Raw genomic sequence first — 14,373 nt, 5'->3', positions numbered from 1 at the left:
CTTTTCATTGCTTTGTTTATTTTCTTTTATGCTTCATATGCTTTATCTAATTCTGCTAACATGTTATATACTGCTTCATAACTTTCGCATACATCACCTGGAACTGTATAATTATCTGTGATTTCACGTAATTTTACAAACTCCTCTTTTAAGTCCGGCTTTTCTACTCCCGCATCTTTTGCTTTCTTTGCAAGTTCATCATATACTTTACGAACCTGGTAGAATTCTGGATGATTTCCTCCATGAACTTTTGCTACAACTGGAACATATTGTGCTAATGTTTTTAAATGAGTTTCCTTTACTTGATTAAAATTTAATTGTCTTGACATATTTTTTTCCTTCTTTCTTGTTTTATTTTTTCTTTATCTTGATTATATAATACTATAGATTGAAAGAAATTAAATTGATCTAAATCAAGTTTAGTCTTTTTAAATGTTTTAATAATTTTTACTACTATATTAGAAGAAGCGGTGGAAGAAGTTTTTCAACAAAATAGACGAGCTTATGGTTCACGCAGAATCAAGGAACGCCTTGATAAGAAAAATCTCATTTTGAGTCGTCGAAAAATTCGTCGCATCATGAAAAGACGAGGATTGAAATCCAGTTACACGAAGCCCAAATATCGCGTACATTCGTGCCAAAGCAATCAAAAGAAAATTGCGAATCACTTAGATCGAAAGTTTACTCAAACAAAAGCATTGTCAGCGGTTGTCACGGATTTAACTTATGTTCGGTTCGGGTCGGGTCAAATTGGGCTTATCTTTGTTTGATGATTGATTTATTCAATCGTGAAATTATTGGCCATTCTTGCGGAAATAAAAAAGATGCGCAGCTTGTAAAAAGGGCCATTCAAAGCATTCCTTACTCACTTCAAGAAATCGAACTCTTCCATACGGATCGTGGAAAAGAATTTGATAATGAATTGATTGAACTTATCTTAGAAACATTTGGCATTCAACGCTCCTTGAGTAAGCCTGGATGTCCATATGATCATGCCGTTTCAGAAGCGACTTACAAAGCTTTTAAGACGGAATTTGTGAGTCAATATCAATTTGAAACGATGGCACACTTAGAATTAGAATGTTTTGATTATGTCAATTGGTGGAATCATCATCGGATCCATAGTTCTCTTGGTTATAAAACACCAATTGAGGTACGCTATGCGGAGGTTGGCGTAGCGAACCCTTGATAATGAGCAAGAATCGGTTACCTTCTGTTCGAGCGGCTTATTTTATTCAAAGTGAGCACGCCGCTAAGAAAACCGATTTGAGGAGGCTCGTTGTCAAGGGCAACTGGATATGGTGTCATAAACAGACCTTATAATTTTTGTCTAGAAAAGTGTTGCCATTCCACATACCATTATGGGACAAGACGAGATGTTAACAAAGGCGATTATCGATCGTATTTCACATCATTCTTATCTCATTAATATAACAGGACCTTCTTATCGAATTAAAGATAAACTTTTCCCACGAAAAAGTGGGGAATCTTAAGTGAGACAAATCAGGATTTTTAAGTTGACTTTTATGGTTGGTATATATTGGATGCCAATTCGCTGCAACACATGGACAATATCACTAGCTTAGCGGCTTATGGCATACGAACTCAAGGGCTTAACGCCTTTTTCTTCGCAGTAACCCGCCTAGCGAACCCAGTCTTTGCGTTTGTTATGGTCGCTTTAACCAGCCTACTTCTCTACTTCCGATATGCTAAGCGGGGGCTGAGTTTGTGGTTCCTTTTGGCCAATGCCATTGGAAGCTTAGGAATTAATCCGCTAGTCAAAAGCATTATCCAACTTCAGCGACCTAAAAAGGCCATGCGGCTAGTCATAGAGAAGACTTACTCCTTCCCAAGGGCCATGCCTTTGCTTCTATGATGCTCTATGGGGGTGTCATTTTGATACTGTGGGTTAGTTGTAAAGCCAGTGGCAAACGCCATTTGGCGACCTTCGGCTTAGGACTTATTATCTTAGTCATTGGTTGCAGTCGCATCTATCTGGGCGTCCATTACTTGAGTGATATTCTAGCCGGTTATTCGCTAGGACTCAGTTGGTTGATTTTGTCATACGGTCTATTTGTACCGAATCCATCCAGTCAGACTCAACTTCCTTAATACATGAGAAAATAAGCCCTGGCACTTACTGTTAAGAAAGTGCTAGGGCTATTTATTATTGATTTGTCTAGTTAAGATGGCTAATAATCTGGTCCACTGCCTGCTGAATATAGTCCGGCTTGGTGGCTAAATTCAGGCGGATAAAGCCGACATAATTCTCACCGAACCACTCTCCATAATCAACTGCCAACCCACATCGGTCTTGGATGAAGGTTTTCACTTCAGAAGGATCAAGAACTTGCCTCAAGTCAATGAATACTAAGTAACTGCCTTCTAAGGGCGAAACAATAACTTCAGGCGCCCTTTGTTCAAAGGCCGTAAACACTTCCCGATAATTGTGATAGATCACTTCCTTAACGCCATCCAACCAAGCTTGCCCGGCTTGAAAGGCCGCTTCCGTTGCCAACATCCCCATGAGGTTGGGCTCGGTCTGAAAGATTGTCTTAGCAAAAGCATCATATTGATGGCGTAAGCTAGCTTCACTAATAATAATGTGACAATGAGTTAAACCCGCAATGTTAAAGCTTTTGGATGCAGAATTCAAAGTAATGGTCTGGTCTCGGTAACGACCACCCTCTAAGACTGCCGTCGGTATATGATGGTGGCCGTAAGTAAAGTCTTGATGGATTTCATCTGATATTACTAGGACTTTGTGCTTGTGACAGATTTCTAGAAGACGAACTGATTCTTCTTCAGTCCAGACCCGGCCAACAGGGTTGTGAGGCGAACAATGTAAGTACATCTTCACCTGATGTTGAATAACGGCTTCTTCGAATCGGTCAAAGTCAATGGTGAAATAACCATTTTCATTCTTCAAGTCAACATTGATGAGCTGGCGCCCACTATCACGAATCGCATTGGCAAAAGGATAGTAGACGGGCGTCTGGATAAGAATCGCATCATCTTCTGCAGTAAAGGCATGAATGAGGTGGTAGATGGCTTGAACAACCCCCGTCGAAAAGCGCAGCCAGTCTTTCTCAATCTCAAAGTTATAATGACGGCTTAACCACTGGCTCAAAGCCTCGTAATACGTCGATGTCGCGTAACTATAACCATAGACACCATGTTGGACCCGATCAGCTAGAACTTGGGTAATGGCTGGGCTGACTTTGAAGTCCATATCGGCTACCCACAAGGGCAAGAGGTCTGGGTTACCGAAGCGTTCTTCCAGCAAATCCCATTTCAAAGATTGGCTATCTTGCCGCTCTACATAATAATCCCTTACAAATTCTTCAATTGTCATCATCCATCACCCTTCCACAGCGTCCAGAGCAGCTTTAATATCTTGAATTAAATCTTTTGGATCTTCTAGTCCAATAGACAGACGTAATAAGTCCGGTGTTAGACCATAAGATTCGCGAAGGTCTTCCGGAATATCCGCATGAGTCTGGGTCGTTGGGTAAGTAATGAGACTTTCCACCCCACCTAGACTCTCAGCATAAGTAAAGACCTTGAGCGCTTCTAAGAAAGGCCCCACAAACTCTTCACTGGCTAGGCGAATACTGATCATGGCCCCTTGACCGGCGTATAAGGTCGATTGGATTCGGTCTTCTTCTTCTAACCAATTAACGAGTTCACGGGCGGTTGCTTCTTGGCGGTCGAAGCGAACGGCTAATGTCTTCAGACTTCTTATGAAGAGCCAACAATCAAAGGGTGATAATGTCGGACCCGTTGTGTTCGATAGCCAAAGTAACTTCTCGCCTAATTCGGCTGTCTTAGCAACGACCACACCCGCTAAGATGTCATTATGACCTGTTAAGAATTTCGTTCCTGAATGAATTACCAAGTCTGCCCCTAGGTCCAAAGGCTTCTGGCGTAGGGGAGTTAGCAAAGTATTGTCTACAATTAGTAAGGCTTGGGCCTCTTTAGATACTTTCGCAATAGCCACAATATCCACTTCACGCATCAATGGATTCGTCGGCGTCTCAATAAAGATTCCATCCACCTTATCATAAGCTACCACTAAGTCCGCTAATTCTTCTTCCGTATCAAAATAGGCAAAAGACGCTAAGCCTAATTCTTCCAAATGGTCAAAGAAGCGGAAACTTCCTCCATATAAATCTCTTGAGACGAAAATCACTGCCCCTGGCTTGAACAGCTGAAAGACAAGTTGTAAGGCACTCATACCTGAGCTGGTCACTATCGCTTGGACTCCCCCTTCCAAAATAGCCAAGCCTTCTTCTAATGTATCCCGCGTCGGATTCTTCGTCCGGCTGTAGTCATAACCAGTACTTTGTCCCAGACCCGGATGGGCAAAGGTCGTTGATAAGTGAATAGGTGATGAGACAGACCCTGTCACCGGGTCCTTGCGGTTACCTAATTGAGCTAACTGTGTGAATATACTGTGTGTCATCTTAATTTTCCTCCCTTAATAAGTCTGTTAAGTCGTAGTAAGTATTTTGGTAAACTTCATTCAACCAATTGTTATAAAATAAATGAGCATAACTGCGCCAACTGAAGACCGGCTTGCCGCCTTGCTCGCCTGCTGGATAATAATTCTCAGGGGCTTGAATTATTTTATTGGCTGCCAAGTCACGTTGGTATTCATCCTCTAAGGTCGTCCGGTCGTACTCTAAGTGGCCTAGCAAGTAGACGTCCCGTCCCGACCGACTGGCAATCATATCCGGCCCATAGATAGGGTGACTGGATAGGATTGCCAAGTCTTCAGTCGCCTTGATCTTGTGGCCATCAATGGTCGTATGCCGCGATTGAGGAACTTGGTAACTATCATTGAAGCCTCTTAGTAAAGGATGGCTAGGGGCTTGGACTTGGTAATCAAAGATGCCGAACAATTTCTGGTCTAACTTCACATTGTTAATGCCGTAATCGTGGTAGAGACCGTATTGAGCACCCCAACAAATATAGACCCGGGCAAATACATTGCGCTTGGACCATGCTAATATACGGTCTAGCTCCTGAATATAACTCACTTCTCTATAAGCAAGGTGTTCAACCGGCGCCCCAGTTATGATTAAGCCATCATATTGCTGGTCTTTGATTTGTTCATAAGACTTGTAGAACTCTTTCAAATAACTCCGCGGTGTATGTGACGCTTCGTAAGTTTGGGTATAGACAAAGTCCACCTCGATTTGTAGAGGGGTGTTACCTAACAAGCGGAGCAATTGTAATTCCGTACTTTCTTTCTTAGGCATTAAGTTCAATATCAATATCTTCAATGGCCGGATATCTTGACTCCGTGCCCGGTGTTCATCTATCGCGACAATTCCTTCTTCTTTCAATTGCTTACGGATCGGTAAGCCTGGCGCAAGCTTTATTGGCATGCTTTCTTTCTCCTTCCATTATTGAAAAATAAAAACAAAAAAATCGTCCCCAATTAGTTACACATAACTAATTAGGGACGATTATTCACCGTGTTACCACCCATCTTTACGCCAATAATTATGGCGCCTCAAAAACATCGATCAATGTTGGCAAGCTATCGGTTGCGACCGTTAGTGAAGCTTTTACCTCACTAATACTCTGAGTTCATCTTCACCAACCGTCACTGTACCCTTTTCCACCAGCCGGGCTCTCTGAAGCAGCTATCTTGGCTACTCTTCTCTTCATCGTTTTTTAATTTTTCTTATTATTAATTAATATTTTATTGCAAGCTCAGTGAAAAGTCAACCATAATTGGAAATGGTCTCGGCCCATTCCCTAGAAAGAGTACTAATTCTTTGCTTGGGCGTTCAACCATTCATAGAAGTTCACGCCTTCTTCATTGGCAACTTCGTCGTTATATAGGTAGATCCATGACCAGTGGCCTAGATATTCATAGGGATTGCCGTCTGCATCAACGAATTGACCACTCGTATCTATCACATTATCAAAGATCGTCAATTCAACATTCTCATGACCGGCTTCCACTAATCGATCGTATAAGTCGCCTGCTGTTGGTTGGAATTGAACAACCACATCATTCAATGCGTGAACGAACCAGATTGGGATGTCAGTAATTTCTCTAAGTCGTCATCGTCAATCCATTCTGATTGATAAGCTTGACAGATTGGGAAGATTGCTGCATAGTAATCAGGATTCTCGATGGCTAGGTTCACCGTCATATAGCCACCATTCACTTAACCTAGATAAATCGTCTAATGATGTGATTGTGATCTTTGTAATTTCTGACATAATCACCTGAAATCCATCTGCAACCTCCATATTCCTTGGGTCCATCTCTATTATTTCCGATTATTAATGCCCGTCTTTCCCACTCCCTCATCCAAAAACAGAATATAGAAATCCCCCGAAATCTTGCCCTGTAGAATAAATCGCTGGTACAAGAACTGATCCAAGTGTCATCAAGGTCAGAGCTACTCCTACCCAGACCAAGAATTTCATTGCAAACGTAGAAGACTCCTAAGCTGTTTCAAATTATTGGTATTTTTTATCTAATTTTTCCATCATTGTCATAACTGAACTCCTTTAACATCACTAACCAAACAGTATCAATAAGTAGCCAATAATTGAGAAGATAACCATCAAGCTATTGTTCAAGATATGAACAAGAATCGCATCCACAATATTGCCACGGCGAGCATAAGCCAAATAGAAGACTGCGCCCAGCAAGAAGTAAAGTGGCAACTCAATTGGATGAATCGCATGAAGAAGAGCAAAGACAGCTGAACTGATTATCAATTTTAGCCATTTTTGATTTTCTTTGAAGAAATAACTGCTAAACAAACCTCTGAAAACAAGCTCTTCCATAAAAGGAGCAAAGACACCTATTGCAATATGAAAGGCAATAAAGTATAGCGGAAACATCTTCGCCAATTGCTCATTTGTAGCTAAAAGTGCTGCATCGTTGGCTGTGGTAGCATTACCAGTTACCAACTGGGTCAATAACGTTCCGCCAATACCGACAACCCGTCCGGCCAAGAAAAATAGCAGAGCAAACCCAAAATCTTTCCAAGTAAATGTGAACCGTTTTTGCTGGTCAGGTAGACCTTTCTTATACCGTTTCCAAGTCCACACCACAATAGCTGTCGCAATGACTAGATAGCCAATTCCAGAAGCCCACTGCATGGCACCTGACATCGAATCCTGTATGGCAATCAATTGCATCGGAGTTATGTTAATCGCAACGATGACAAGAATCAAACCAATAAATTTTAAAATATTTTTAACACGTTTCGTAAGCTAGTCCTCCTTTTTAGTCTTATTCACTTTCATTAGAAAATACAATGCAATAAAGAGCGTTGGATATAGGTCAGATGAGAAAACATTTACTGTTTTTCCAAGAACAAGCCCAACTACTAGGTGAATTAGAAAGGCAGTGACCAAAAATCCTTCAACAAGCCCTTGCAAGAACTGCATAATTTTATTCGTTTCTTTGATAGTCATCATTTGATGTTTGTTTTCCATTTTCCTTTCTCCTTGTTCTCGTTTTATTTTGAATGACCATTTTTATCATTTTCAAAGTTAAGTCTATTTGTTTCAATATTTCCCAAAATACCTAAATATATGCAGATTACAATTGTAAGTGGAATCGGTTCTGAAAATGGGATTACTCCTATATCAGATAGTATGGTAGCTATACCATATAAAATAAAGAGTATAGTACAAGTTATCTCAACCATTATAGCTTTATTGATTTTTTTCATCCTCAGTTCTCCTCACTATCATTTTCCTTAACGTTCAATTCTGATTTCAAATAACGTTTTGACACTTTTGTCCATTTTTTCAAGAATAAGGGTAAGTAGATAGAATCCGTATGGTATCAACATCGGCAACTCAAGATTCTGTCTAATGAATGCAAATCCAATAAAGAAGGTATAGACAAGCATTGTTGCATGTAATACGTGTTTCCCTGTAATAACAATTTCCTTTTTTTTTCTCATCTTTGTTTCTCCTATTCTTGTTTTCTTTACACTCTTAGTATAAGCTAACCCAGACCAAATTTTTCATCCATGTCATGAACGGTCGTTATTTTGTAATGAATGACCATTTTTTATCGATTCATTAAGTTGTGATATAGTTTTTTACAAAATTTCTCTAATTTTTCTTCAACGAGTACAAATAGATACAGTCCATAGGGAGTTATGAAGCGTGGTACAAAATTCTTGGTGACAAGTAAGTACAGCACATACAAGGTATAGACTATCATAGCGACATGTAGCAATTGTTCTTCTGTCATCTCATTTCTCCTTGTTCTTATTTTTTACACTCTTAGTATAAGCTAACTCAGCCCGATTTTTTTATCCATGTCATGAACTGTCGTTATTTTGTAATGAATGACCATTTTTTCGAGAAAAAGCATAAACTCCAGCCTTTTGACTGGAGTTGAAAGTGACAGATTGTAAAATCAACTAAAATAGTTTGAACGTAAGCGCCGAATAACAGAGTACCTGTACGCCAAATAGCCCAAATGTTATTCTACATTTGAGCCTTGGCGTATTTTTATGCTTTGCAGTGTTCTTGAACTTTGGGAGACCAAGGCAGATAGTCATCGACGTGTTTTGAAGTGAGTACCGGTAAGTTTGGTAGTGCTTCAAATAAGTACGTGAAATATTTGCTTGGATTGAGGCCGTTTAACTCTGACGTTTTTAAAAGACTGAGAATATTCCCAAGAGCCTCTGCACCTGCGTAGCTTGTCGAGAAAAGATAATTCTTTCTCCCCATGACTAAATCTTTAATCAAGCGCTCGCTTTGATTATTGGTCAGCTCTAATCGTCCATCTTCAAATACGCGCTCCAAATCTTTTCGATATTTCATAAAATATTGGATGGCTTTGTCGAGTTTCGATTTGGGCACGGCAGAAATCTCGCCCACGTAGCGATAAAGCGCGTCCATTCGTGGTTTCAATTCTGCCTTGCGCTGAACGAGTCGCTCCTTTGGAGAAAGAGGCTTCCAGTCTTGTTCGAGTTTAAAACATTTTTTCAACTGATTCAAGACGTATTCTGCAGGATGGATAGTTTCGCAAGCCGTCGTTTGGGGCAAGGCCTCATAAAACTTCCTTCTGACGTGGGCATAACAACGCACCGGAAGAATGTTTTCAAGCGAGTCGTAAGAAGAATAACCATCACAATGAAGATACCCTTTAAAATCGGCTAAGAACGCACGAGGAATCTCGCGACTTCTCGTTTGGGCGTAGTGAAAAATCACAAAGGGCTTTTCAGAGTGTTCAAAATTACTAAATGCCCAGAAATAGTTGGTGGCTTTTTCACTTTCTAACACACGATACGGCGTTTCATCGGCATAACCCACGTCTTGATGAAGAAATTCTTGTTTTAACCGTTCAATTAGTGGGGTTAAATAGTCTTCACTGACACGAATATGCCAGTTGACGATGTTATCCCGAGAAATATCGAGCTGCAGCTGTTACCAATATTTCTCTTGGCGATAAGCAGGGACTTTTTGTTCAAATTTCAAACGAATCGTTTCGGCAACGAGGCTAGGAGAAGCCAAACTGTTTTGAATCACCGGTTTAGGGACAGGCCCTTTTTTAAAGAAACTTTCGCCCTTTTGTTCGCAGGCTTTACAACAATAACTGTGTTGGATGTGCTGTAAAGTATCAATGCGCGCTTGATGAAATTGGATTTCTTCACGTACTTTTTTGTCCCAATATCAACCATTTTTGAGCCACATTTCTCGCAATCGAGTGCCTCTTCTGACAACTCATGATGGACTTCTTTCGTCGGGAAGTGCGCGATTTTATTGGCCTTCGTCCCTTTTTTTCTTGGATGTGAACGAACGGTCAAGGTTTCTTCGGTTTCTAGCCCCTCAAAAATTTCAGGTTCCTCAAAAAGCCCCAGGCTTAATTGACCTGACACTTGTTCAGGCAAAGATTCCTTGGATCTCCCATACATTTTATTCGTCAAATAAGCGATTTGTTCACGCAGTAATTTGATTTCTTGTGTTAAGCCGTCGATGATGAGGGATTGTTTTTGATTGGTTTGTATTTGTTCTTGAAGCATTTGAATGAGGGAATCAGTCGTGGATGGCTTTGTTTTAGTCGTCACTGTTTTCTCCTCGCTCTCTTTTTTAATGATTGGATTCATTTTACCAAAAACCAAAAGAAAAAGCAGGAGAAAAGAGTGATAAATCAATGATTAACAAGAAAGTTTTTCGCTTGAAACCTTTAAAAAATTCCCTTTTTACCAGAACGAATGGCTTTCGGTTGATCGATACTGATCCCTTCAAGCAACCAGCGAAGTTGTTGGTGACTGAGTTGACGAATTTCTTCTTTAGTTCGGGGCCAATGAAATTTTCCTTGGTCCAATCGTTTATAAAGGAGCAGATAGCCGTCGTTTTCATAGTACAACATTTTAAAACGATCCAAGCGGCCACCGCAAAAAAGAAAGAGCGCATTCTCATAAGGATCGAATTGATATTGATGTTGGATGATTGCGGCAAGCCCATCAATTCCTTTACGCAAATCGGTTTTCCCACAGACAAGGTAGATCTTAGAAACTTTCGTATAGTCAAGCATCATGAGCGCAGACTTCTTTCAAAAGTACTTGAACCAGATAGAGACTGGCCCCATTATAAATTTGAATGTTCTGATTTTTATTTTCGAATTGAATAGCCAGTTTCACAGAGTTATCTGTCTGTTTCGAACTTTCTTTGTCTAATTGAATTTGAACTACTTCTTGAGTATGCATTAAAAAACGCCTCCATTTATACTTGATGTTCTCAGTATAGATGACGGCGTTTTTGATTGGTAGGTACCCTATTATTCGGCGCTTACAATCAATGTTAGGAAAGACTATTAGTAAAACTATGAATTATTCAGGTAAAAGTTAAATTAATACAAAAATAGCGATAAAAAGCCACCCTATTTGCTGCAAGGTGGCTTTTGTACTGTTCATGTTACATATTTTCGCAAAAATCTAAACATTAAAATAAGAGAACATGCAATTTACAAGACAGAAATTGTAAGTTCTCTTTTGATTCAGAATCCGGGACCTTTTGTCCCAGCCTCCTTTTCGTGCTCTGTATTTAAAACGTATTAATTTATTTAGCGGGGAAAACTTTTTTCTTCAATTCCATCAGTACAGTTGTAGATAAGGCCAATCCTGTTGCAATAGCCCAATGCATTAAGCCAAAAGTATCTGGGATTGAGAATACCCCTCTAACAACCGGTAAAAGAGTGATACCATATAGACCTAAACAAGCAATAAAGGCCATTAATATAAATTTGTTAGTAAAGAATCCTGCTTCAAAACTAGTTTGAGTAGTCGAACGCGCAGGGAATATTTGCAATGTTCTAGATAAAATAAGTGTTGTAAAGGCCATCGCTACACTTATCTCAGCTGAGTACTGCAACCCAATAAACTGAGAAATGATAACCGCTAGACCGATTAAAGAACCCCGGAATATAACTGTGCTTAAGGTTTTTCCTGAGAAAATAGACTCATCAGGATCTCTCGGTGATTCATTCATGACGTTAGGTTCTCTAGGCTCTAATCCCAAAGCAATAGCAGGAAGGGAATCATTAGCTAAGTTAATAAAGAGTAATTGTAATGCTGTAAAGGGGTTAACCCAATTGAGTAATAAAGCAACTAAAATCGCAATAACAGCACCTAAGTTACCTGAGAATAGGTAAGCAATAGCTTTTTTAATATTACTGTAAACCGTACGCCCGACAGCAACCGCATGAACGATAGATACAAAGTTATCATCTGTCAAAATCATAGCAGAGGCATCTTTAGCCACATCTGTTCCACTACCCATGGCTATCCCGATGTCAGCTTGTTTTAAAGCAGGGGCATCATTCACTCCATCTCCAGTCATTGCGGTCACCTGGTTTTTCTTTTGCCAAGCATCTACGATTCTGATTTTGTTTTCTGGAGTAACACGCGCATAAACTGATATTTTTTCTAACTTGTCCATCAGCTCATCATCGCTTAGCGCGTCTAATTCTTGTCCGGTATAAGCAAGGTCACCTTCCTTGAAAATATTCAAGTCCCGACCAATGGCTCGTGCAGTCGTTTTATGGTCACCAGTAATCATGACAGTTTTAATTCCTGCTTTTTCTGCATCCTGAACGGCGTGATACACTTCTTCTCTAGGAGGATCGATCATTGCAAGTAAACCGACAAAGATTAAATCACTTTCATCTTCAACTTCAATAGTATCTTTTTCAATAGGCTTGTAAGCGAAAGCTAACACACGAAAGGCCTGGTCAGAGAACTTTTCGTTTTGCGCTTTGAGAGCCTCTAATCGTTCTTCTGTTAATTCGACAATTTCACCGTTCAGCTTAATACGTGAGCACAAGTCGAAGATAATATCTGGCCCACCTTTTGTTAAGAGGCGTTTTTCACTATTGATTTCATGCACGGTTGACATGCGCTTTCTGCTTGAATCAAAAGGCAGCTCGAGTAAACGAGGGTATTTCTTACGGATTTCTTCATAGGGTGCATCTTGCTTGTTACTGTAAGCAATTAAAGCCACTTCCGTCGGATCACCGCTCGATTCCCCTTTTTCATCAATATTGGAATCATTCGCTAGTACGGCTATTTGCATGAGGATGCGTTCGGAATCAGACCACGTTTGGCTGTCCCCAGAAAATAAGTGTGTGACACCATTCGGTATATAGGCATCCACGACCGTCATTTTATTTTGTGTCAATGTCCCGGTTTTATCTGTACAGATAACACCTGTTGATCCGAGGGTTTCTACAGCTGGCAATTGTCTGATAATCACATGCTGTTTAGCCATTTTATTTGTTCCAACAGATAAGACAATCGTTACGATGGATTGGAGAGCTTCAGGAATAGCCGCAACAGCCACAGCTACCGCAAACATAAAGGCGTTAACTAATGGAACAGTATAGTCTTGTGAATCTCCTAAGAAGATTCGAACAGCTTGAATAGCAAAAATGAGAATGGATAAAATCAGAATACCAATACCCAGTTTTTTACTGAAATCTTCCAGCTTTCGTTGGAGAGGGGTTTGTTTGGCTTCTGCACTTTGAATCAACTGGGCGACTTTACCCATTTCTGTTTCTTCTCCAATAGCTGTGACAACCATTTTTCCTCTACCGTAAGTGACAAGCGTGCCACTATAAGTCATATTACTTCTATCCGCAAGAGGGGCATCTTCTTCCAGCTTAGCAACGAATTTATCTGAAGCAACCGATTCACCTGTTAATGCCCCTTCTACGACTTGAAGAGATTCCGCTTCAATCAGTCTTCCGTCTGCTGGAATATTGTCTCCCGCTTCTAAAAGAACAATGTCCCCTTTGACCAGTTCTCTAGCCTCGACATTTTGTGGACGACCATTTCTAATGACTGTAGTCGTTGGAGTAGCCATTTGTCTTAAAGACTCTAAAGAATCTTCTGCCTTTTTTGTTTGAACGACACTTAAGATTGAATTGATGATAAGCACCGCAAAAATAATGAGAGATTCAACAGCTTCTCCTAATACGATTTGCACGATGGCAACGATAAGCAAGACGATAACCAATGGGTCTTTAAAGGTATCAATGAACATAGAGAGTGTAGACTGTCTATCTTTTCTACTGATTTCATTAAACCCTTGTTCTTCTTGCCGCTTTTTTGCATCCTCCGTCATAATTCCTTCGGTAGAGGTGTTTAAAGACGACAATACCGTTTCAATACTTTCTTTATAATAATCCATTTTCTGTCCTTTCTATGCTTTTGGAGTGAGACAAATAAAGACGCATACGGAAAAACTCACTTCCGTATGCGTCTTACTATTTAATACAGCACCAGCAGATAAATTATCTACGTTTGGTGGCACTGTAGCAGTAAAAAACTGCCAGTTACTCCCGCACTTCTTATTTTAATGTCAAACTTATTATAAATAAGGGAAGGAAAAAAAGCAAGTTAATTCACTGGAGGATTTTATAATGAGGTTAGCCACCTCTAAAAATCCATAAAAAAACACCACGTGAATTTCATGTTATAGGTTCTATACTTTCTAGTGTTGGTAGAAATTTACCAGCACTATTTTTGTGTATTGAAAAAACATCTTGAATCCTCTAGAATTAAGTCGTCTAAAACAAATCCAAGGGGGAATTCAAGATGCTCGAACTTCATTTTATCAGAACCATGCTAAATATTCTAGACTTTACTATCGTTTTTCAAGGCGAAAAAGAAGAAGATCTTTATACCAAGGAATTTATTAAAGAAGAAATCTGTCATGTTTTCCATGCCACGCTTTCCTACACGCCTGATTGTTGTCTCAAATGTGGGGTGGAAAACAATCAATCTATTATTAAATGGGGGTTTAAAACCGTCAATACTCAGCTAAATAAGGTTTCTGAATACAAAACCTTTTTACGTTTAAAGAAGC

General features: G+C 39.9%; 16 protein-coding genes, 3 pseudogenes and 1 other annotated feature. Of the genes and pseudogenes, 4 read left to right on the top strand and 15 right to left on the bottom strand.

Going from position 1 to position 14,373, the window contains the following annotated elements; all coding sequences use genetic code 11:
* Window positions 1–26: 26 nt before the first annotated feature.
* A complete protein-coding gene (locus RU93_RS09820; RefSeq protein WP_047001639.1) occupies window positions 27–329 on the bottom strand; it encodes a hypothetical protein in 303 nt (100 codons plus the stop codon).
* A gap of 129 nt (window positions 330–458) precedes the next feature.
* On the opposite strand from RU93_RS09820, the pseudogene RU93_RS12305 reads away from it, so the two are divergent.
* From RU93_RS12305 to RU93_RS09805, 3 genes and pseudogenes are all read left to right on the top strand, one after another.
* A pseudogene (locus tag RU93_RS12305) lies at window positions 459–1,244 on the top strand (IS3 family transposase); the annotation flags it as partial.
* 117 nt (window positions 1,245–1,361) lie between these two features.
* On the top strand, window positions 1,362–1,493 hold the full coding sequence (locus RU93_RS12300) for an ATP-binding protein (RefSeq protein ID WP_281246337.1): 132 nt from the start codon (window positions 1,362–1,364) through the stop codon (window positions 1,491–1,493).
* Between the two features lie 367 nt (window positions 1,494–1,860).
* A pseudogene (locus RU93_RS09805) lies at window positions 1,861–2,112 on the top strand (phosphatase PAP2 family protein); the annotation flags it as partial.
* Window positions 2,113–2,179: 67 nt separating this feature from the next.
* Here RU93_RS09805 and RU93_RS09800 read toward each other — a convergent pair.
* The 14 genes from RU93_RS09800 to RU93_RS09740 all read right to left on the bottom strand — a co-directional run bounded on the left by RU93_RS09800 (window position 2,180) and on the right by RU93_RS09740 (window position 13,695).
* On the bottom strand, window positions 2,180–3,355 hold the full coding sequence (locus tag RU93_RS09800; protein ID WP_071875503.1) for a MalY/PatB family protein: 1,176 nt from the start codon (window positions 3,353–3,355) through the stop codon (window positions 2,180–2,182).
* 6 nt (window positions 3,356–3,361) lie between these two features.
* A complete protein-coding gene (locus RU93_RS09795) occupies window positions 3,362–4,465 on the bottom strand; it encodes a PLP-dependent transferase (protein WP_071875449.1) in 1,104 nt (367 codons plus the stop codon).
* Between the two features lies 1 nt (window position 4,466).
* Window positions 4,467–5,393 (bottom strand): homoserine O-succinyltransferase, encoded by a 927-nt coding sequence (locus RU93_RS09790; protein ID WP_071875448.1) that lies wholly within the window; start codon window positions 5,391–5,393, stop codon window positions 4,467–4,469.
* A gap of 70 nt (window positions 5,394–5,463) precedes the next feature.
* Window positions 5,464–5,688 (bottom strand) — a binding site (T-box leader).
* Between the two features lie 93 nt (window positions 5,689–5,781).
* On the bottom strand, window positions 5,782–6,036 hold the full coding sequence (locus RU93_RS09785) for a hypothetical protein (RefSeq protein WP_071875447.1): 255 nt from the start codon (window positions 6,034–6,036) through the stop codon (window positions 5,782–5,784).
* Window positions 6,033–6,188: a hypothetical protein gene (locus RU93_RS12110; RefSeq protein WP_169818110.1), complete on the bottom strand. Its 156-nt coding sequence runs from the start codon at window positions 6,186–6,188 to the stop codon at window positions 6,033–6,035. The genes RU93_RS09785 and RU93_RS12110 overlap by 4 nt, the downstream gene beginning before the upstream one ends.
* A 358-nt stretch (window positions 6,189–6,546) precedes the next feature.
* Window positions 6,547–7,176 (bottom strand): CPBP family intramembrane glutamic endopeptidase, encoded by a 630-nt coding sequence (locus RU93_RS09780; protein WP_245785404.1) that lies wholly within the window; start codon window positions 7,174–7,176, stop codon window positions 6,547–6,549.
* A gap of 75 nt (window positions 7,177–7,251) precedes the next feature.
* Window positions 7,252–7,476: a hypothetical protein gene (locus RU93_RS09775; RefSeq protein WP_071875445.1), complete on the bottom strand. Its 225-nt coding sequence runs from the start codon at window positions 7,474–7,476 to the stop codon at window positions 7,252–7,254.
* Window positions 7,477–7,499: 23 nt separating this feature from the next.
* Window positions 7,500–7,715 (bottom strand): hypothetical protein, encoded by a 216-nt coding sequence (locus RU93_RS09770; protein ID WP_071875444.1) that lies wholly within the window; start codon window positions 7,713–7,715, stop codon window positions 7,500–7,502.
* Window positions 7,716–7,742: 27 nt separating this feature from the next.
* Entirely contained in the window at window positions 7,743–7,952 is a 210-nt protein-coding gene (locus RU93_RS09765) for a hypothetical protein (protein ID WP_071875443.1), read from the bottom strand.
* A 559-nt stretch (window positions 7,953–8,511) separates the two neighbouring features.
* A complete protein-coding gene (gene tnpC / locus RU93_RS12295; protein ID WP_245785410.1) occupies window positions 8,512–9,387 on the bottom strand; it encodes an IS66 family transposase in 876 nt (291 codons plus the stop codon).
* Between the two features lie 143 nt (window positions 9,388–9,530).
* Window positions 9,531–10,073, bottom strand: a complete 543-nt coding sequence (locus RU93_RS12285; protein WP_245785402.1) for a transposase — start codon at window positions 10,071–10,073, stop codon at window positions 9,531–9,533.
* A 119-nt stretch (window positions 10,074–10,192) separates the two neighbouring features.
* Complete coding sequence (tnpB, locus tag RU93_RS09750; protein ID WP_071875441.1) at window positions 10,193–10,546, bottom strand: IS66 family insertion sequence element accessory protein TnpB; 354 nt, start codon at window positions 10,544–10,546, stop codon at window positions 10,193–10,195.
* Entirely contained in the window at window positions 10,536–10,715 is a 180-nt protein-coding gene (locus RU93_RS09745) for a hypothetical protein (protein ID WP_071875440.1), read from the bottom strand. Before RU93_RS09745 ends, tnpB begins: the two co-directional genes overlap by 11 nt.
* Before the next feature lie 352 nt (window positions 10,716–11,067).
* A complete protein-coding gene (locus tag RU93_RS09740; RefSeq protein ID WP_071875439.1) occupies window positions 11,068–13,695 on the bottom strand; it encodes a cation-translocating P-type ATPase in 2,628 nt (875 codons plus the stop codon).
* A gap of 407 nt (window positions 13,696–14,102) precedes the next feature.
* Between RU93_RS09740 and RU93_RS09735 the strand changes: the two are divergent.
* Window positions 14,103–14,373 (top strand): annotated as a pseudogene (locus tag RU93_RS09735) (ISL3 family transposase); the annotation flags it as partial.

It is taken from the genome of Enterococcus aquimarinus (genome assembly GCF_001885765.1).
In the GTDB taxonomy this organism is placed as follows: Bacteria; Bacillota; Bacilli; order Lactobacillales; family Enterococcaceae; genus Enterococcus_I; species Enterococcus_I aquimarinus.
Note: the sequence above shows the minus strand (reverse complement) of the source record. Positions and strands in the feature narration are given on the sequence as shown.

Excerpts from the sequence above, each read along its gene's own strand:
- RU93_RS09820 (WP_047001639.1), bottom strand. The coding sequence starts at position 329 with ATGTCAAGACAATTAAATTTTAATCAAGTAAAGGAAACTCATTTAAAA.
- RU93_RS12300 (WP_281246337.1), top strand. The coding sequence starts at position 1,362 with ATGGGACAAGACGAGATGTTAACAAAGGCGATTATCGATCGTATTTCA.
- RU93_RS09800 (WP_071875503.1), bottom strand. The coding sequence starts at position 3,355 with ATGACAATTGAAGAATTTGTAAGGGATTATTATGTAGAGCGGCAAGAT.
- RU93_RS09795 (WP_071875449.1), bottom strand. The coding sequence starts at position 4,465 with ATGACACACAGTATATTCACACAGTTAGCTCAATTAGGTAACCGCAAG.
- RU93_RS09790 (WP_071875448.1), bottom strand. The coding sequence starts at position 5,393 with ATGCCAATAAAGCTTGCGCCAGGCTTACCGATCCGTAAGCAATTGAAA.
- RU93_RS09780 (WP_245785404.1), bottom strand. The coding sequence starts at position 7,176 with ATGCAATTGATTGCCATACAGGATTCGATGTCAGGTGCCATGCAGTGG.
- RU93_RS09775 (WP_071875445.1), bottom strand. The coding sequence starts at position 7,476 with ATGGAAAACAAACATCAAATGATGACTATCAAAGAAACGAATAAAATT.
- RU93_RS09770 (WP_071875444.1), bottom strand. The coding sequence starts at position 7,715 with ATGAAAAAAATCAATAAAGCTATAATGGTTGAGATAACTTGTACTATA.
- RU93_RS09765 (WP_071875443.1), bottom strand. The coding sequence starts at position 7,952 with ATGAGAAAAAAAAAGGAAATTGTTATTACAGGGAAACACGTATTACAT.
- tnpB (WP_071875441.1), bottom strand. The coding sequence starts at position 10,546 with ATGATGCTTGACTATACGAAAGTTTCTAAGATCTACCTTGTCTGTGGG.
- RU93_RS09745 (WP_071875440.1), bottom strand. The coding sequence starts at position 10,715 with ATGCATACTCAAGAAGTAGTTCAAATTCAATTAGACAAAGAAAGTTCG.
- RU93_RS09740 (WP_071875439.1), bottom strand. The coding sequence starts at position 13,695 with ATGGATTATTATAAAGAAAGTATTGAAACGGTATTGTCGTCTTTAAAC.